This is a genomic window from Terrimonas rubra (assembly GCF_042686025.1).
GTDB classification, from domain to species: Bacteria; Bacteroidota; Bacteroidia; order Chitinophagales; family Chitinophagaceae; genus Terrimonas; species Terrimonas rubra.
Window position 1 is genome coordinate 39082 of the sequence record NZ_JBHUOZ010000002.1, and the last position, 18806, is coordinate 57887.

Consider the following 18806-nt stretch of genomic DNA (forward strand, 5'->3'; position numbering starts at 1 on the left):
TAAAATAAAAGTTTATGCTTTGTGCTTTTTGCTTCAGGCTTTAAGCATTCAGCCAATATAATACTTATAACTTAACACATATAGCTATGCCAACAGAGACTGTACAACAAACATTAAAAGGTGGCGAGTGGTTAATTAAGCCTTCGGCGCCGGAGAGCACTTTTACTGCTGATGATTTTTCGGAGGAGCAGTTAATGATCAAAGATATGTGCGACCAGTTTTTGGATATGGAAGTATATCCGAAGCTGGACCGTATTGATGCCCTGGAAGCGGGTTTAATGCCCTCGCTGGTTGCAAAAGCCGGAGAGCAGGGCTTACTGGCTACCGCCTTCCCCGAAGCTTATGGCGGTATGGGTAAGGATTTTGTGACCTCCACCATTATTAACGAGTACCTGGGTGGTGGTTATTCATTTTCTGTTGCCGTGGCGGCGCATACCGGCATTGGTACTTTACCTATTTTATATTTTGGTACCGAGGAGCAAAAACAAAAATATATTCCCAAGCTGATCACCGGCGAATGGGCAGGCGCATACGGCCTTACCGAGCCTAACAGCGGCAGTGATGCCCTAAGTGCCAAAACCACCGCCAAACTGAGTGATGATGGCAAACATTATATCTTAAACGGGCAGAAATGCTGGATCACCAATGGCGGCTTTGCCCATGTGTACACGGTATTTGCCAAAGTAGACGGCGATAAGTTCACCGGTTTTATTGTGGAAAGGGGTACCGAAGGTTTTACACAGGGACCTGAAGAACATAAAATGGGTATTAAAGGCTCTTCAACCGTACAGTTATATTTCCAGGATGCTAAAGTACCGGTAGAGAATGTACTGGGTGAGATTGGCAAAGGCCATAAGATCGCTTTTAATATTTTAAATATCGGACGTTTAAAATTATGTGCAGCAGCATTGGGTGGCGCACGCCGTTCTATGAACATATCGGTAGAGTACGCCAAAACCCGCGAACAGTTTAAACAGCCTATTGCCAATTTCGGCGCTATCAAACATAAGATTGCCGAAATGACCATTAAAACCTTTGTGGCCGAATCGGCATTGTACCGTACCGCCGCCTGGATTGATGAGAAAGAGAAAGAACAACTGGAAAGCGGCAAACATTTTAATGAAGCCTTGCTGAGTGCAGCGGAAGAGTACGCCATTGAATGTGCCATGTTAAAAGTATATGGCAGCGAGGTATTGGATTTTGTAGTGGATGAAGGCGTGCAGATACATGGCGGTAACGGTTTTAGTGCGGAGTATAATATTTCCCGTGCTTACCGCGACAGCCGCATTAACCGTATTTATGAAGGCACCAACGAAATCAATCGCCTGCTGACCCTTGACATGACCCTGAAACGTGCCATGGGCGGACGTTTAGACCTGATGGGACCTGCCATGAATGCACAGAAGGACCTGATGAGCATTCCTGATTTCAGCAGTGAAGAAGAAACCACCTTTAGCCGTGAATTAAAACTGGTAGCCAATTTTAAGAAAGCTATTTTAATAGCTGCCGGCGCTGCGGTACAAAAACTGATGATGAAAATTGAGCAGGAACAGGAAGTATTGATGAACCTGGCCGATATGGCGATTGAAACCTTTAATGCCGAGAGTGTATTGCTGCGTGTTATAAAACTATCCCAGGCAAAAGGCGAAGCCAGTACACAATTGCAACAGGATATGATGCGCACTTATTTATATGATGCTGCAGACAGGATTTTAAAATCGGGTAAAGATGCGGTGAACGCTTTTGCCGAAGGTGATGAACAACGTATGATATTAATGGGACTGCGCCGTTTTACCAAGGCAGAGCCATTTAATGTAAAAGATGCCCGCAGGCGTATTGCCGATAAAGTAATAGCTGAAGGGAAATATTGTTTTTAAGTTCAGAACAAATGTTCACCCGGAAATAAGGCCGCTTCTAACAGAGTGGCCTTATTTGATTTCTGGCCACCATAGATCTGTGACAGTTCTTTACGGGTTACCTGTAACTCTTTTAATTTAAAAAACCTTTTGCTTTCGAAATAGGCACCCACGCTAATAGCTATACAGGCAATGGTAGTACACAGGTAAAATAGTAATAATGCTTCATCAATATGTGGATCCTTGAGCACGTATACAATGGTATAAAGAATGACGTATGAACCATACATGAATAATAGACCGGAGGAGATAATGGCCCTGCCCGTAGCACCCTTGCGGCGCACACTGATACGCAGGTTGTTCCAGGTAAGGTATACGCTTAACATGAACACAATTAAAACACCAGGCCCCAGTACATAGGTTGCCGTAGTGGTGCTGAAACCAAGAATACTGATGATGAGTATGGAAGTTAATACAAGTAACACCACCGCAACTGTGATAATACCCTTGTATAATTTAGAAGGGTATAATGATAACATGAATAATAACATCAGGGGTGCATCCAGAAAATTATTGGTGGCCGCTGCATTATTAATAAAGGTATCACTGGCAGAAATATAGTTTAATTCCAAAAAATTATACCCAAAGATCATGATCAGGTAGAACAGTAAGAAGGCGTACGTTTTAAAAGTGGTTAAACGTAATACAATAATTGCTATAATAGGTAAGGCTATAGCAATACTGGAGATTAATCCTATGGTATCTAATACGGGCATGTTAACTGGTTTTCATAAAGGGATAATGGGGTGTTATTAATACGTTAGGCCCGACAAGATAACGCCATATTTTTGGTATATAGTACTATCTATTACTGTTTTATAAAAAATTCAGTAAAACTAACTTTCCCCTTAGTAATATTACGCTTGCGTTTTTTTGCGTGGTTTTTACGTAAGATTGTAAATTTATGCAAACGTTTGCATAAATGATGGATTTAGACCTCCCTGCAATTATCTCATTTTGTTTGTATTATATATTATCCCCTCTCAGGAACACTGTGGATTTTACGGGTAGGGGTCGCCCCTGTGGCAGGTAATACAGGTAACGCTGGTTAAATACGCCGCCGGCGTGTTTTTATCGTAATGAAAATAGTTTTTATTGATATCCATGGTAAGGCGGATCATTTTTCTCCCCTCCTCTTTCATGGGGTTATCATCCAGGGAATAGTCAAGGCTGTCTTTAATAGTGGCATGCGGTGAATGGCAAAAAGCGCAGTTAACGCCTAAGGCTTTGTTATAGGTGTGCATGATGCTGTCCAGCTTTGCATCGCTGATATCTTTGGGTAATACTTTCAGGTTCCTTTTTTTTCCCTGCTCTATTTTAGTGGCCGCTACACCGCTTACCACCATCAGTATAATACCCGAGATCACGGTCCAGGTATTTATTTTTTGCTTCATACGCCAGATATTTACTGTTTACCGCTATACATTTTATCACACCGTGTTTGCTGCAATGATACGGATCATCGCCTGTTGTGCAGCCCCACCCTATTATTGTTACGTACCGCAGGCTTCAACTGCTGTAATACTGCTGAACAGTTTGTTGAGCCGCCGGAATACATACAGGATGTAAGATAGCTTTTTAAGGTTGTATGCAAATGATAAGTGCGGGCTTTCACCGTACTGTACTTTCCTGTACAGGTGCAGGCATTAAAAAATAAGGTCGTAAATTTGGGAATGCTTTTACATATACATCCTGATAATCCGCAGCCACGCCAGATCAAGGCCGTGGTGGAATGCCTGGCCAGGGGTGGTGTAATTATTTATCCCACCGATACCATTTATGGACTGGGCTGTGATATTTTGCAGCATAAGGCCATTGAAAAGATCTGCCGGCTAAAAAAAGTTGACCCCAAAAAAGCACAGCTTTCTTTTATCTGTAACAGCTTAAGTCATTTAAGCGATTACAGCAAACAATTACCTACTTCTACCTACCGTATATTAAAAGAATACCTGCCGGGACCCTACACCTTTATTTTACCGGCCAGTAAAATGGTGCCTAAAATATTACAGAGTAAAAAAGACACGATTGGTTTGCGTGTGCCGGATAATAATATTGCCCAGGCCATTGTACAGGAACTGGGCCGCCCCATTCTCAGCGCCTCTTTACCCGGTGAGAATATTGAAGATTATACCGACCCTGAAATCATGTATGAAAACTTTATGAACGAAGTGGACATCGTGGTTGATGGCGGCATTGGCGGCATTATTCCCTCCACCGTTATTGACTGTACCAAGGATCATTATGAAGTGATCAGGAAAGGTTTGGGAGAATGGCCCGAGGAAGAATAAGTTTATGACGGAAGCAGACAGACCCATCTTATAAAAAAATCCCCTTTTGCTGTAAAGGGGATTTTATCATTAACTGAACAGGTACTCCACATCCTCGCGTGTAAGCGATTTTACAAAGCCTGTATCATCGGAAATAATATCCTTGGCCAGCGCACGTTTCTTTTCCTGCAGCTGTACAATTTTATCTTCAATGGTATCTTTACAGATCATACGGTAGGCAAAAATATTCTTCGTTTGCCCGATACGGTGCGTACGGTCAATAGCCTGCTGCTCCACTGCCGGGTTCCACCAGGGGTCAACAATGTACACGTAATCCGCTGCTGTAAGGTTTAAACCCACACCACCTGCTTTTAAAGATATCAGGAATACCCGCACTTCATCATCCTTCTGGAAGCTCTGGATGGCTTTTTCCCTGTCAGGCGCTGAAGTACTGCCGTCAAAGTATTCGTATTTGATACCCAACTCTTCCAGTTTCTTTCTTATCAGTCCAAGCATACCCAGGAATTGTGAGAATACCAGGGCCTTGTGATCACCGATATTTTCCGTTATTTCACGGGCCAGTTCATCCAGTTTAATGGAGTGGTTCTCAAACTTCTCCTCCTCGTTGAGGATAGCCGGTGAGTCACATATCTGGCGCAGTTTCATTAAACCCTGTAAGATGGTCAGCTGTGATTTCTGGATACCCTGGGTTTCAATAGTGCCTAAAATTTTATTTCGGAAGTCGTTACGGTAGGCATCGTAAATATTTCTTTGCTCATCCTCCATCTCACACCAAAGGATCATCTCCTGTTTTTCCGGAAGGTCCTTTGCCACCTGTTCCTTGGTACGGCGCAAGATAAAAGGGTATAGTATTTTTCTTAAATGTTCTTTCCTGTCGGCCTCCCCAAACTTATCAATGGGTATGGCAAATTCCTGGCGGAAAAACTCCATGGTACCCAGCATACCGGGGTTCAGGAAGTTCATCTGCGCAAACACATCAAAGGTATTGTTCTGCAGCGGTGTACCACTCATACACAAACGGTGTTTGGCATTTAATAAACTGGCGGCCTTGGTTACTTTACTGGCCGGGTTTTTAATGGCCTGGCTTTCATCAAGCACCACATAATCCAGGTCAATGCTTACCAGTAGTTTAATATCGCTGCGTAAAGTGCCGTAAGTAGTAATGATAATATTTTTACTCAGCAACTCCTCCCGGTTGCGTGTACGTAAAGCACCATGGTGGATACAATAGGTTAAATGCGGCGTGAATTTTTTGATCTCGTTCTCCCAGTTATAGATCAGCGTGGTAGGACAAACCACCAGCGCCTGCAGTTTTCCATCCTGTATACGGTGAAAATATTCCATGAAGGATAAAGCCTGTAAGGTTTTACCCAAACCCATATCGTCCGCTAAAATACCACCCCATTTTATTTCTTTCAGGTAGTTAAGCCATTGGAAGCCCGATACCTGGTAAGGCCTTAAAATAGGCATTAAGGTATCTGATGGTGGTACTTCCTCAATTTTATTAAACTCCCGCAGGTTTTCATATTTACCCTCCAGTTGTATACTCAGCTCCTCTTCATCACGGTTTTCGTATAACTCATCTACTACGCTTAAATGGTAACGCGACAGTTTCAGGTTATTGGTATTGCCTTCACCCACACGGAACAGCAAAGCATATTTTTTTAACCATTCTTCGGGTAGTATACCCAGAGTACCATCATTCAGTTGTACAAATTGCTGTTTATTGGCCAGGGCTTTTTTTACATCAGCCACCGATACTTTCTGGTCGCCAAAAACAATATCCACTTTCGCATCGAACCAATCGGTATTGCTGCTGATAAATATTTTGGTCTGGGGTTTTGCCGTATTAAACCTGAAGTTTTTTAAAGCCTCAAAACCAAACACCGGTGTTTTCAGGTCCTTCATCGCATCTACAAATAAAAAGAACCAGTTATTTTTTAAAACATCGGTGCCTTTTAATGCCAGTGAACCATTATCCTCGTTGTAAATAAAATTCGAGTGCAGGTTTTGCAGTTTGTCCACGTGTACCCGTTCCAGGTCGCGGTTACGGTGAACCACGATCACTTTATCGTTCTGCGGTACAATCACTGCATCACGGTCTTTGGCCTTGGTAGCATACCCTTTATAAGAGAAAGAGGGTTGAAAGATGAGGTAATCACCTTTTTCAATTAAAAACAGTTTTACTTCCGGCTCGCCGTCTTTAACTTCCTGTATCAGTCCCTGGTCAAAGTTTACCTTATATTCCCTGGTAAGCGGTAATACAAAATTGCTCAGGGCAGCGGGCCATTCTTCTTTGTTAAACTTTTTTACACCGCCTGGTAAAAATTGTTCTACCAGGTGCAGGGTATCCTTATCGTTCCATAATGATAACCGGTTGTTGTATAAAAAGAATAAAGGGCCGGGTGCTTCATTGTCCTGCAATTCAAACTCCATATGCCCCACAGCAGCCTTACCTTCCACCAGGTAATCGTCCCCTTCCTGTTTTACATAAAAAACCGGGTTAACAGGCTGGCCTTCTATCTCCAGGCTTTCCAGGGAGGCAGTCTTAAATGTTTTGCCTTTGGGCAAGAGATATAAAAAATTACTGCCTGCATTGTCCGAGCATATTTTTTTCAGCTTCGGCAGCAGGTATTCTGCCATCAGCGATTTTGTTTCATCCGGCAGTTCTTCATCTTCGGCATGAATGATATTTTCCCAGATGCCGGAGAAAGGGGAATTGCGGCTTACATATTTATTCAGTTCCGCATCCTGTAATTTTCTTACAGCGGTTAACAACAGTGCATCTTCCTCGGTGTACTGTTGTGTATCCACAAAACGGCTGATATCCACTTTTTCAATATTGCCGACAAAACCATCCTTTGCTTCATTCATATCACCCGTTACAATATCGAGTGTAAAATAAGGATAGGTTGTTTTATTCAGGTTGATCACCAGGCCGAAGCGTTTATTCTGCTCCTTTTTTTCTTCGGTGATCACTTCTTCCGTTTCTTCCTCCTTTTGCTTAATGGGCAGTAATACAGGACGGGGTTGCAGTGCAGGGGCCACTACTCTTTTAATAGAAGGATCCAGTACCCTTAAGAAAGGTTTTCCTTCTTTAAATACAAATTCAAATTTACCGGCAAGGTCATCGCTTAAAGAGTAACCATAAGCTTCGAGTAATTTATTTTTTACATTATCCCAGTTGCGGATCGAATCAAAGTAAAGCGGGCCATGTTCCTGCAAGAGGTGTAAAAAAACGATCACTTTGGGTAAACACAGTAAATGATTGGGATCGTCATAATCACAACTGGTATCAAAACTGCGTTCTTCGTTTTTACGTAAAATAACTTCGTATACTTTACCGTGTAAAGTAACATCGGCCTTTACCGTTTCATTCTCGGCAAAGTTTATCTTAACGTCTTTTTTATTTTTCGATAAAAAATCATCGGCCTCGGCCACAATATCATGCGAGGATAATAAACGCAGGGTTTTATGATCGAGTGTTTTAATTTTTGCTACGGTATGGCGCTGGTCATAACGGGTATCTTCTGTACGTAACTGGCCTTTATCCATCAGGTCCTGGATATAGAAAAGGGCCGCACTTTCATGCCGGCATATATCGCCTAAGTTATAGGGACAGGTACAACGTACCGATAAGGAGTCTGCATCTTTTATTCGTTGCAGGTACACTTTATAAAAAGTGGCATAGGTATCGTCTTTTACCCGTAATACAGCCGAGCCAAAAAGGTCGTCGTATTCGATCAGTTCAACAAAACCCGTTGCATGAATCTTCTTGCCTCTGCGAATCACTTCATCGCTTCCATGCGTGTATATGTACTTTACAAGGTGTGGTAACGCCATAATAATAAAAACAAATTAACAGCCCTGCGGTTCAGCCGGTAAACACAATGTTATACATCCTGCCCGCACCACCCGGTTAATAGTTTAACCAAAGCGTTCTCTGTTCCGCTTTTCCTGTCCGGTTTAATGGGCGAGGAAAGACAGGCACACAGAGGAGCTGTCCTATCCGTCATAACATTGCACCTGCCATAGCCGGCAAAGGGCAATCGGCAAAAATAAAAGAATGTAAAGCGTAATTCCTTGTAAAAAGCGAAGAATTTATAAATAGTTTTTTCCACGGCATAATGCCGCATAAAAGCCGTATCTTTATAGATTTTGCCCGCCAATGATCAATTTCCCGTCTTTATAATAGGGTAACACATTTGCCACATCCGGCGTTAAGCAAAAAGCAATATCATCAATTAAGCCAAAACGTTCTACCAGGCGATGGTAGTGTGTCATTTTTGAAGCAAAACCCAGCAGGTTGTTTTTATGTTTTGCGTACATGGCTTCTGCCATTAAAGAACTGTCGCAATGTATTTCAAAATGTTTTTTTACCTGGTGTATCACTGCGCCGGCAAATAAAGTGTCTTCTAAATTAAAACGGTCTTTCCAGCCGGAACAACCCAGTATCACGTTCTTTTTCTCCGCCACTAAAAAATTACATACTGCAGACAGGTTGGGGAAAGAGCCGGTAACCACGGTATCTGCATTTTTATCAAGGGCCATATGTAATAACCTGGTGCCATTGGTAGTTGTTAACACCAGTATCTTATTTTCAATAAAACCACGGTCATACTCCAGCGGTGAGTTGCCATAAGACAATCCCTCTGCCAGTTTACCATCACGTTCACCCGCTGCAATACCATCAATTTGTTTGCTGATCTCGATGGCCTTGGGTACCGAATCAACAGGAATAACACTTTTAGCACCATTGAATAAAGCAGAGGCGATGGTAGAAGTAGCCCTGAAAACATCTATAATAACTACTACACTGTTACTCAGGTCGTATAAATGTAATAATGCCGGACTAAGTGAAGTATGAAGCGAAGGTTTGTTACTCATAATTTAGAAGGCGCAAATTAATAATTTGCCCAACAACATTATTTTTTTTGTTTTCGGGTAAAATAGTATAAGAGCCAATTAGACAATGAGATAATCTGGTAATAAAATCTTAGATCTCAGATCTGATGATCTAAGATCTTTCAGAACCATCCGCGTTTTTTAAAAGCGCCGATCATCCAGATGGGTATCAGTAACATAGCGCCCATGGCAAACCAGAACCCCCAGTGATTGCTTAAGAGCGGCACATTTTCAAAGTTCATCCCGAATATGCCCCCGATCACCGTGGCAGGCGCCAGTAAACAGGTTACAATGGCCATTACTTTCATTACTTCATTCATCTTCAGGTTTACGTTGTTGATGTAGAGGTCCTGTAAACTCATCATCATATCACGGTAGTTCTCCGTGAGATCGATGGCCTGTACAATATGATCGTACACGTCTTTGAAGTATTTGGTGGTACGGTCTTCCAGCAGTTCATTCTCGCTGCGGATAATACCGCTTAAAAGGTCACGTACCGGAACAATATTACGTTTAAGTACAATGAGCTCTTTACGCAGCTGGTTTACTTTTGCCAGCGATCGTTTATTGCTGTTGCGGATCACTTCTTCCTCCAGGTCTTCTATACGCTCGCCTATTTTTTCCATCACCAGGAAGTAATTGTCTACGATCAAATCCAGCAACACATAACACAAATAATCAGCTGTCCGGCCACGGGCCTTACTGGTAGGCATTTTCAGCTTATCCCTTAAAGGATTGAACACGTCACGGCTGGCATCTTCCTGGAAACTGATCACAAAATTTTGTCCCAGTACAATACTGATCTGCTCCTGTTCTACCGTTTGTTTGGTAGCATTGTAGTATAACATGTTCAGCAGGCAAAACATCACGCCTTCCACTTCATCCGTTTTAGGTCTTTGCCCAACACTTAAAATATCTTCCACCAATAAAGGGTGTATATTAAAATGCTGGCAAATAGCTTCCACATCGTTTTTTCGCAGGCCATCTATATTTATCCAGCTGATCTTATCCGTATTTTTATACGGGAAAGTTTCTTTTATATCATCAAAAACTTTTTCGTTAATGGTAGTGGCATCGTATTCATAAGCCGTAATCACTACTTCCTGTGCTTCCTCCCTTACCGGTAATACTGTTGGGTTTACGGACAAAATTTCTTTTGTACGCTGTGTGCCGATAATATTAGGCAGGTATAAATATTTCAGGTATTTATCGGGGCGCAGATTTACACTCATACAATAACGTATTTGCTAATAAAACAACAAGGTATTAAAAAAATACGAAGGGCTGCGGCACTGCATAAAAATAGCCCCTTTGATATACGCAGGGGCTACCCGTCTCTGGTGCCATAACTATGGTTGGCTAAAACCGTTACTGTCTGGTATAACAAAGTAATGGCAAGTATTGTATACAGGCTATACCCTCCCGGCGGTATATCCTGTTTGTTGTAAGTAAAGGGAATAACTATTCAATAACCACCACCGCACCGGCTGTTGTTCTGGTATGGGTAAGCGATAAACTGATATGGTTATATGCCAGCACCGCAATGGTTTGGGCCGTAGTGCCGGTGAAAACCAGCTGAGGCTTACCGGTGGAGGTATTTTGTACTATTATTTCATTAAATGCCGTGCCGGAAACCCAGCCTGTGCCCAGTGCTTTTAAAAAGGCTTCCTTGGCGGCAAAGCGGGCCGCATAGTGCTCATATTTTTGGGTCTTGCTTTCGCAATAACTGATTTCCTCCGGCGCAAAAACCAGTTCACGAAAACCATTATCTTTTTGCAGGCTGGTGGCTATGCGTTCAATCTCCACCAGGTCAATACCAACACCTTTAATAGCCATTTGTTATTGTTTAGTGGTGATTGTTGCAATACGTTCCTCAATATGTTTTTTCTCAGCCACGGTGGCTATTTCTTTGGTTAATGCCTGGCGGTAATAAGGCAATGCCTGCTGATAGTTTTTTTGTTTGTATAAATAATCCCCGGCCAGCATGTAAGCAAGATAGGATTGCGGATTAGCGGCCACCATACTATCGGGGGAGATAGTGCCACCATCCATATACCGGTGTTTCATATTGTAGAACAAGCGGAAATTATTGAAAGCCGGTGTTTGCAATAAAGTATCAGCTGCTATGGTATAAGCACTGTCAATAATCTCGGTATTGTGCTGCAAACCCTGTAAGCTGAATATTTTATTCAGGTCGTAACAAACAAATTGTCCCAGTTGCCATGGCGCGGTAGATACCCATACCCGGAGCTGTTTGGGTTGAAAAACCACCGCATGATGAGCAATGAGCTGGTTAACCGCTTTTTCATTACCCAGGCCAATATCATTGCCGTCAAGCCCCCGTGTATCACGTAAAATATCAATGGTTTTTTGCACCGTGTTGGGACCATTGTTCTGTAATAACTGTGTTAAACGCTGGTAACGGTAAGGTGAAGCACTTTCTGCCAGTGACTCTTTATTGATCTTTGTAGTACCGAGGTTATTACTCTGAAAATGGTTGGTACATAAAATACTGTTGCGGTTGGGATCATAAATATCCAGGGCCTTGGGTGTTTTTTCAATAATAACTGCTTTGTTATCTTCTGCACTGCCTACCAAAAATGATTCGGATACAAACATCTTCCTGCTTTTGGCGATGGCTATGGCTTCATTGATATTTTTAGCATACTGTAATATTTCCCTTGCCACCAGCGATACGGGTGTGGCCGAACCCGTAGGTATATTACTTTTGGCCGCATTAATGGTAACGGTCAATCCCTTTTCATTCATACCCGATACCACCCCGATAAAACCTCCCCAGGTAACGCTCATAAACTTATAGCCTGCCTTAGGATTGGCGAATAAGACAATTTTATTTTTGGCAAAATTGTCGCCCACATAAAAATCAAAATTCCGGCCAATGATCAGGCTGCTGTCCTGCGAAGCCGTACCCCAGGTGCCAAAGGAGGTACAACCCACCAGCATAAGGTTTTGCAAAGCATGCCCTATATCGTGAGCTGAATGATAGTTAAGTATACGCTGATACTTTGTGCCGATATACCCGTAGTTATCTGATGCGGATTGCGATACGCCATAGATCTCCTGTTTATATTCGGGTGTTACATGGTTAACCAGGTTACGGTTAAACCAGCCGATCACATACTTTAAAAAATACTGGTAGTTTTTGGAGGGCACCATTTTATCGATCTGCTCGGTAAAATAATCTTCCTGGGTTTGTATCAGCTCCGCCGATAGTTTGCCATTGATCACCCCTCTTTCAAAAGCATCACCGGATACATACATTTCATATAAACCGGAATTACTTTTCCGTAACCAGTTATTACCAATTGTATACAGGCCGGGCTCAGGTTGGTTTCTTTGTAAACTTAAAGCTGACTTATCATCTACCTTAGGCGGCTTTATATTACTTACCCAAACCAGGTAAAGGAAAAACAGCAACAGGAGGGTAACCAGTACACCCAGCACTCTTAACAATCTTCTCCAAAACCGGTATGGCCTTTTAACCTTTTGCATACTGATACTAATTCAAATTTTTGACCGGCAAAATTAACACATTAAAAAAAGTATTAAATAGGTACCGTTTTTTGTTTTCGTGGTTTTACGATAAAACGTCAGATAGTTTTTTTTAATATAATTATCAAAATATTAAAACTAACTCGTTTATACATACCACAAAATAAATATCTATCTCCCACCCCATACCACAAAGTGGTAAGTATAAATCCCTAGGGTATTTTCATCCCAAAATTGACTAAAACAATCAGTTTTTTACACAAATTTGCATAAACCTAAGAACTAACACTTATGGCAATTACAGCATTAATCATCCTCTTTATTACCCTTGTAGGTGCCGCCTTCATTACCCTGAATACCATCCGGGAATCAAAAAAAGCCCGTCTTCGCCTGGAACAGGAACGAAAGAAATACGGACTTTAATTACTCCGGGCAGGTTTACAAAATAGCTTTTACCGCCTTTATCACCGCATCCAGGCTGCTGATGTCCTGGCCACCGGCAGTAGCCAGTGTTTTTTGGCCCCCGCCGCCGCCTTTTATCAGGGGCGCAATATGTTGTTTAATGATCTTACCGGCATCCAGGTCACGTGCTGCGGCAACCGTATCGGCAATGGATACTGCTACCGAAGCCTTCCCGTCAATATTGGCGCATAGTACGATCACGTAATCGTTCAGGTTATTTTTGAAATCGTGGCTCAGTTTTTTTAAGGCATCCGCACTGCTTACCTCCACAATATCGCCAATGAAAGTGATCCCGTTAACGATCTCATCTTTTTGTAATAGTTCATTACGCAGTTGTACCAGCTGGCGGGCTTCCAGGCGCTCAATTTTCTTTTCCAGGGCCAGTTTATCCTCAATCAGCTTTTCAATACTTTTCAATGGATCTTTTGCTTTCAGTAATTCGCCTATGTATTTAAACTGGCTGATACGTTCACCAATGTATTGAATGGCGGCTGCGCCGGTTAAAGCTTCAATTCTTCTTACGCCTGCAGCTACAGCAGTTTCGTTCACAATATTGAACATGCCGATCATGCCGGTATTGGACACGTGTGTACCACCGCACAACTCTACAGAGTAAGCGGGATCAATAATAACCACCCTTACCGTATCGCCGTATTTTTCGCCAAACAGGGCCATGGCTCCCAGTTGCAGGGCTTCATCCTTTGGCATTTCTTTGATCACCACCGGTATATTGGCCCTTATTTTTTCGTTCACCAGCAAATTGATGGTGCGTAGTTCCTCCTCGCTTATTTTGGAAAAATGAGAGAAGTCGAAACGCAGTTCTTTCGCACTCACCATCGAACCTTTTTGGGTAACATGTGTACCCAATACCTCCCTTAATGCGGCATGCAGTAAGTGAGTGGCCGTATGGTTATAAGTGGTATTTAAACGGTTATTCCAGTCTACGGCAGCCACTACTTCCACCCCGATATCACCAGGCAGTTTATCAGTGAAATGTATGATCAGGTCATTTTCCTTTTTGGTATCCACTACCGCAATCACTTCCTCACCAAAACCAAGGGTACCGGTATCACCTAACTGTCCGCCGCTTTCGGCATAGAAAGGAGTAACAGCCAGTACTACCTGGTACTGTTCTTTACCTTTGGCTTTTACTTTACGGTATTTTACCACCTGCGTGTTTACCAACAGGTCATGATAGCCTACAAATACCGGTTTGGTATCGGGTAATAGTTCAACCCAGTCGTCCGTATCAATGGCAGTAGCCTGGCGCGAACGGGTTTTCTGTGCTTCCAGTGCTTCATTAAATCCTTTTTCATCTACCAGCAGGTTTTGTTCCTGGGCAATTAAACGGGTAAGGTCAACCGGGAAACCATAAGTATCGTATAGTTCAAATACATCATTGCCGTCGATCATATTGGACGACAGGTTTTTGATGATATCGTCAATACGTTTCAACCCTTTTTCCAGCGTACGCAGGAAAGATTCTTCCTCTTCACGAATAACACGGGCCACAAAATCCAGTTGCTGCTGCAACTCGGGAAATACCTGCTCAAATTGTTTGGCCAATACCGGCACCAGCTGGTGTAACAGCGGTTGCTGGTAGTTCAGGTAAGTATAGTAATACCTTACAGCCCGGCGTAAAATACGGCGGATCACATAACCCGCGCCGGTACTGGCAGGTAATTGTCCGTCAGCAACCGTAAAGCTGATAGCCCGGATATGATCGGCCAGTACCCGGAAGGCAATGGCTTCCTTGCTATCGCTGTAATCATATTTTTTACCGGTAATATTTTCCACGGCAGCAATAGTGCCGGTAAATACATCGGTATCGTAGTTACTTTGTTTTTGCTGCAGCACCCTTACCAGGCGCTCAAAGCCCATCCCGGTATCTACGTGTTTGGCGGGTAACAATTCCAGTGACCCGTTTTTTAACCGGTTGAACTGCATGAATACATTGTTCCATATTTCAATTACCTGGGGGTGGTCGTTGTTCACCAGGGTTTTGCCATCCACAGCAGCACGTTCCGCTTCGGTACGGCAATCCACATGTATTTCGGAACAGGGGCCGCAGGGGCCCGTATCGCCCATTTCCCAGAAGTTATCCTTTTTATTTCCCAGCAGGATCCGGTCTTCGGCTATGTATTTTTTCCACTCATCAAATGCTTCCTGGTCCATCGGCAGGCCTTCGGCGGCGTCACCTTCAAACACGGTCACATACAGGCGGTCCTTTTCTATTTTGTATACATCGGTCAGCAACTCCCAGCTCCAGGCAATGGCTTCGGCTTTAAAATAATCGCCAAAACTCCAGTTACCCAGCATTTCAAACATGGTATGGTGATAGGTATCCACCCCTACTTCCTCCAGGTCGTTGTGTTTACCGCTTACACGGAGACATTTCTGGGTATCGGCCACCCGGCTGTGCGCAGGTTTGGCGTTGCCCAGGAAAAAATCCTTAAACTGGTTCATACCGGCATTGGTGAACATGAGGGTGGGGTCGTTTTTCACCACAATAGGGGCCGATGGTACGATCTGGTGGCCTTTCCCGGCAAAAAAGTCTAAAAACTGCTTCCTTATGTCTGCACTGGTCATCATGATAATGCTTCTTAATTTTTGGGTTGATTTTTGCTTACGAACGGCCTATATTTGTTAGCTGTTGTGCCGGCCATCATTGGATAAGGATGGCGATTTTGTTTTACCCTGTACTTTTACCATTACGATGATGCCGTTTTTTAGTTGCCCAATAGTATTGGTGCAGTTGAACGGAGCGTCGCAAGTAAAGCCCCATCAGGGCCGTACAGCCGGGAAAACAAAATGCAGGCTTAACATAACAGTAATTACTTTTATGCCGTTAGTAAACGTGGCGCAAAGGTAATTGTTTCAATTGTGATTTAATTAAGCGGTATAAGTTGGTGTAAACCGACAAAACGGGTTCATGAAGAAGATAAAATATTTTTACAATACCAATACACTCCGATACGAAAAACTCGAGATGCCGCTTCGTGTGAAGTTGTTGCGCATATTCGGTTTTATAGCAACTGCCCTGGTTACCGCCTTCCTGATCTCCTATTTTGCCTTCCAGTTCGTGGGCTCGCCCAATGAAAAACTGCTGCGGATGCAGAACAGCAGCCTGAAGGAGAATTACCAGGACCTGAACGATGAGCTGAAAAACCTGGAAAAACAGATCAAAGAACTGGAAAAAAGGGATAATAATGTGTACCGCTCCATTTTTGAAGCCAACCCCATACCCGACAGTGCCCGGGCCAAGGAAATTGAAATGGAGGAGGAAATAAAAACCGTATCGGGTATGACCGATAACCAGCTGTTATCCTCTATTTACTATTCCATTAAAAATATTAAGAGCAGGGTGAATGTGCAGATGGAGTCGTACAAGGAAATTGACAGCCTGATCAAGAATAAAGAACAGCTTTTAGCCCATACCCCCGCCATACAGCCGGTAAGCAACCAGGACCTTTCCCGCATTGCATCCGGCTTTGGCTACCGTATTGACCCGGTGTATAAAACCGTTAAAATGCACGCCGGTCTTGACTTTGCCGCCCCCCAGGGAACGCCCATTTACGCTACGGCCGATGGCCGCATTACCCTTGCCGGCAATGCCGGTGATGGTTATGGCAACCACGTAATTATTAATCATGGTTATGGTTACCAGACCCTGTACGGGCATATGGTGAAGGTAAAGGGTAAAGTGGGCCAGAATGTAAAACGCGGGGAAGTGATAGGCTGGGTAGGCAGTACCGGCAAAAGTACCGGCCCTCACTGCCATTACGAAGTACATAAGAACGGCAACAAAATTGACCCTGTTTATTTCTTCTACAACGATATTTCACCGGAGCAGTTTGACCGCCTGCTGAAACAGGCTGCGGCCAGTAACCAAAGCTTTGATTAGATCTCAGATCTGAGATCTTAGATCTAAGATTTTAAGCATTTTACAAGCGGTTGTGTTTGTGTAAACCCCATTATTAATTATTAAATCTTAATTATTAATTCTTTCCTTTGCGTCATGTTACTGAGCTGTTATCAACAACAATTAATCGAAGCAGGCTGCGATGAGGCCGGGCGGGGTTGTTATGCAGGTCCTGTATTTGCGGCAGCCGTTATTCTGCCTAAAGACTTCAGCCATCCCCTGCTGAACGATTCCAAGCAGGTGAATGAGCAAAACCGGTACCAGCTCAGGAGTATTATTGAGCAGGAAGCGCTGGCCTATGCTGTTGCCAGTATTGATAATGAGGAAATTGATACCATTAATATATTAAAAGCCTCTTTTAAGGCCATGCACCTGGCTATTGACCAGCTGCGTATTGTTCCGGAAATGTTACTGATAGACGGTAACCGCTTTGTTCCCTATAAAAAAACGCCCCACGAATGTATGGTGAAGGGGGACGGGCGTTTTGCCAGCATTGCCGCGGCCAGTATCCTGGCCAAAACCTACAGGGATGATTATATGAAGACCATCCACGAGGAATATCCCATGTACGACTGGATCAATAATAAAGGTTATGGCACCCTGAACCACCGTACAGCCATTGAACAAAACGGTATTTGCAAATACCACCGCAAAAGTTTTAATATTTTACCGCAGCAATTAACCATTTTCAGCGAATAACGGATGATAACAATCATCCTTTCTTATTCCTTCATTACCGTACTTTGCAACTTATAAGACACTTTACTGACCGGAACTAGTGTGTAGCTGAAACAGAAAATTATTTGATCATCATAACCGTGTAACCACCCTTGCGTTGTTACCTTTGCCCCGCTATGAATAAAAATAAGGCCTATATACGTTATACCCGTTTTGTGCTGGTTTGGATTTTTGTGGTGATACTTGCCGGTGGCGTTGTACGCATGACCCAGAGTGGTATGGGCTGCCCGGACTGGCCCAAATGTTTCGGACGCTGGGTGCCTCCTACCGATGCCAGCCAGTTACCTGCCGACTTTGAAAAATATTTAAGCACGCAGGATATTGATCATAGTTTTAACGCTTACCATACCTGGATAGAATATATTAACCGTTTAACAGGCGCTGTGCTGGGCATCCTGGTTTTTGCCCACATGATCTGGAGCTTCCGCTTATATTTTAAAACCCAAAGAAGTATTTTCTGGTGGTCGCTGCTGCTGGTGCTCACCACCGGCTTCCAGGCCTGGCTGGGTAAAATGGTGGTGGCCCATAACCTGGCCGTTGTAAAAGTGACCACGCATATGCTGGTAGCTATTGTGATTGCCGCAATCCCTTTAATCATACTGGCTTTACTGAATAAACGTAAAGAAAACGTACCAGCTTACTTAAAACACCTCACGGTGGTGGCATTAGTGCTGGTATTGTTACAGGTAGTGTTGGGCACGGATGTACGTGAACAGATAGACGAAATATCCAAACCCCTGGGTTACCAGCAAAGAGAACTGTGGTTAAGCGGGCTGGATAATATGTTCCTGTTACATCGTAGCACCTCCTGGCTGGTACTGGCAGTGTGCCTGTTCCTTTTCTGGCGCAGCAGGCCTTATACTTCCCTGCGTTTGCATGGCAACCTGACCGCCGCTTTTGTATTGATCGCTTTAGGTGCGGGGTTATCCCTTTACTTTTTTAATATGCCGGCCATTATGCAGCCGGTGCATTTATTAACAGCTTGTTTATTATCTGTTACGCTTTTCTCTTTTCGTTTGCAAATGAAATGATTACTTTTATTGCCATCGAACTGATATTGCA

General features: G+C 43.3%; 14 protein-coding genes. 6 read left to right on the top strand and 8 right to left on the bottom strand.

Annotated features, from left to right (window positions below; genetic code table 11):
• The first annotated feature begins 86 nt into the window (after positions 1-86).
• Positions 87-1877, top strand: coding sequence for an acyl-CoA dehydrogenase family protein (locus ACFS6H_RS08600; protein ID WP_386097315.1), 1791 nt, complete (start codon positions 87-89; stop codon positions 1875-1877).
• 2 nt (positions 1878-1879) lie between these two features.
• On the opposite strand, the gene ACFS6H_RS08605 is transcribed toward ACFS6H_RS08600, so the two are convergent.
• Entirely contained in the window at positions 1880-2632 is a 753-nt protein-coding gene (locus ACFS6H_RS08605) for a hypothetical protein (protein ID WP_386097317.1), read from the bottom strand.
• 285 nt (positions 2633-2917) lie between these two features.
• Positions 2918-3310 (bottom strand): c-type cytochrome, encoded by a 393-nt coding sequence (locus ACFS6H_RS08610; RefSeq protein WP_386097319.1) that lies wholly within the window; start codon positions 3308-3310, stop codon positions 2918-2920.
• 279 nt (positions 3311-3589) lie between these two features.
• Here ACFS6H_RS08610 and ACFS6H_RS08615 point away from each other — a divergent pair, with 279 nt between their 5' ends.
• The gene (locus ACFS6H_RS08615; protein ID WP_386097321.1) at positions 3590-4204 is read left to right on the top strand and encodes an L-threonylcarbamoyladenylate synthase; all 615 of its coding nucleotides are present in this window, start codon (positions 3590-3592) and stop codon (positions 4202-4204) included.
• 69 nt (positions 4205-4273) lie between these two features.
• On the opposite strand, the gene ACFS6H_RS08620 is transcribed toward ACFS6H_RS08615, so the two are convergent.
• The 5 genes from ACFS6H_RS08620 to ACFS6H_RS08640 form a co-directional block, all read right to left on the bottom strand.
• Positions 4274-8047: an SNF2-related protein gene (locus ACFS6H_RS08620; RefSeq protein ID WP_386097323.1), complete on the bottom strand. Its 3774-nt coding sequence runs from the start codon at positions 8045-8047 to the stop codon at positions 4274-4276.
• A gap of 306 nt (positions 8048-8353) precedes the next feature.
• Entirely contained in the window at positions 8354-9091 is a 738-nt protein-coding gene (locus tag ACFS6H_RS08625; RefSeq protein ID WP_386097325.1) for a 2-phosphosulfolactate phosphatase, read from the bottom strand.
• Between the two features lie 140 nt (positions 9092-9231).
• Positions 9232-10341: a magnesium/cobalt transporter CorA gene (gene corA / locus ACFS6H_RS08630; protein WP_386097327.1), complete on the bottom strand. Its 1110-nt coding sequence runs from the start codon at positions 10339-10341 to the stop codon at positions 9232-9234.
• A gap of 229 nt (positions 10342-10570) precedes the next feature.
• The gene (gene acpS / locus ACFS6H_RS08635; protein WP_386097329.1) at positions 10571-10945 is read right to left on the bottom strand and encodes a holo-ACP synthase; all 375 of its coding nucleotides are present in this window, start codon (positions 10943-10945) and stop codon (positions 10571-10573) included.
• A gap of 3 nt (positions 10946-10948) precedes the next feature.
• Entirely contained in the window at positions 10949-12622 is a 1674-nt protein-coding gene (locus tag ACFS6H_RS08640; RefSeq protein ID WP_386097331.1) for a C45 family autoproteolytic acyltransferase/hydolase, read from the bottom strand.
• Between the two features lie 291 nt (positions 12623-12913).
• Between ACFS6H_RS08640 and ACFS6H_RS08645 the strand changes: the two genes are divergently transcribed.
• Positions 12914-13045, top strand: coding sequence for a hypothetical protein (locus tag ACFS6H_RS08645; RefSeq protein ID WP_386097333.1), 132 nt, complete (start codon positions 12914-12916; stop codon positions 13043-13045).
• A gap of 15 nt (positions 13046-13060) precedes the next feature.
• On the opposite strand, the gene alaS is transcribed toward ACFS6H_RS08645, so the two are convergent.
• Positions 13061-15676 (bottom strand): alanine--tRNA ligase, encoded by a 2616-nt coding sequence (gene alaS / locus ACFS6H_RS08650; RefSeq protein WP_386097335.1) that lies wholly within the window; start codon positions 15674-15676, stop codon positions 13061-13063.
• 340 nt (positions 15677-16016) lie between these two features.
• Between alaS and ACFS6H_RS08655 the strand changes: the two genes are divergently transcribed.
• The 3 genes from ACFS6H_RS08655 (at position 16017) to ACFS6H_RS08665 (ending at position 18775) form a co-directional block, all read left to right on the top strand.
• On the top strand, positions 16017-16988 hold the full coding sequence (locus tag ACFS6H_RS08655) for a M23 family metallopeptidase (protein WP_386097337.1): 972 nt from the start codon (positions 16017-16019) through the stop codon (positions 16986-16988).
• A 114-nt stretch (positions 16989-17102) separates the two neighbouring features.
• On the top strand, positions 17103-17705 hold the full coding sequence (locus tag ACFS6H_RS08660; RefSeq protein WP_386097339.1) for a ribonuclease HII: 603 nt from the start codon (positions 17103-17105) through the stop codon (positions 17703-17705).
• A 155-nt stretch (positions 17706-17860) separates the two neighbouring features.
• Complete coding sequence (locus ACFS6H_RS08665) at positions 17861-18775, top strand: COX15/CtaA family protein (RefSeq protein ID WP_386097341.1); 915 nt, start codon at positions 17861-17863, stop codon at positions 18773-18775.
• The last annotated feature ends 31 nt before the right edge of the window (positions 18776-18806 follow it).

Coding starts and splice junctions, on each gene's coding strand:
- corA (WP_386097327.1), bottom strand. CDS start 10,341: ATGAGTGTAAATCTGCGCCCCGATAAATACCTGAAATATTTATACCTG.
- ACFS6H_RS08600 (WP_386097315.1), top strand. CDS start 87: ATGCCAACAGAGACTGTACAACAAACATTAAAAGGTGGCGAGTGGTTA.
- alaS (WP_386097335.1), bottom strand. CDS start 15,676: ATGATGACCAGTGCAGACATAAGGAAGCAGTTTTTAGACTTTTTTGCC.
- ACFS6H_RS08665 (WP_386097341.1), top strand. CDS start 17,861: ATGAATAAAAATAAGGCCTATATACGTTATACCCGTTTTGTGCTGGTT.
- ACFS6H_RS08655 (WP_386097337.1), top strand. CDS start 16,017: ATGAAGAAGATAAAATATTTTTACAATACCAATACACTCCGATACGAA.
- ACFS6H_RS08605 (WP_386097317.1), bottom strand. CDS start 2,632: ATGCCCGTATTAGATACCATAGGATTAATCTCCAGTATTGCTATAGCC.
- acpS (WP_386097329.1), bottom strand. CDS start 10,945: ATGGCTATTAAAGGTGTTGGTATTGACCTGGTGGAGATTGAACGCATA.
- ACFS6H_RS08610 (WP_386097319.1), bottom strand. CDS start 3,310: ATGAAGCAAAAAATAAATACCTGGACCGTGATCTCGGGTATTATACTG.
- ACFS6H_RS08640 (WP_386097331.1), bottom strand. CDS start 12,622: ATGCAAAAGGTTAAAAGGCCATACCGGTTTTGGAGAAGATTGTTAAGA.
- ACFS6H_RS08620 (WP_386097323.1), bottom strand. CDS start 8,047: ATGGCGTTACCACACCTTGTAAAGTACATATACACGCATGGAAGCGAT.
- ACFS6H_RS08660 (WP_386097339.1), top strand. CDS start 17,103: ATGTTACTGAGCTGTTATCAACAACAATTAATCGAAGCAGGCTGCGAT.
- ACFS6H_RS08615 (WP_386097321.1), top strand. CDS start 3,590: ATGCTTTTACATATACATCCTGATAATCCGCAGCCACGCCAGATCAAG.
- ACFS6H_RS08625 (WP_386097325.1), bottom strand. CDS start 9,091: ATGAGTAACAAACCTTCGCTTCATACTTCACTTAGTCCGGCATTATTA.
- ACFS6H_RS08645 (WP_386097333.1), top strand. CDS start 12,914: ATGGCAATTACAGCATTAATCATCCTCTTTATTACCCTTGTAGGTGCC.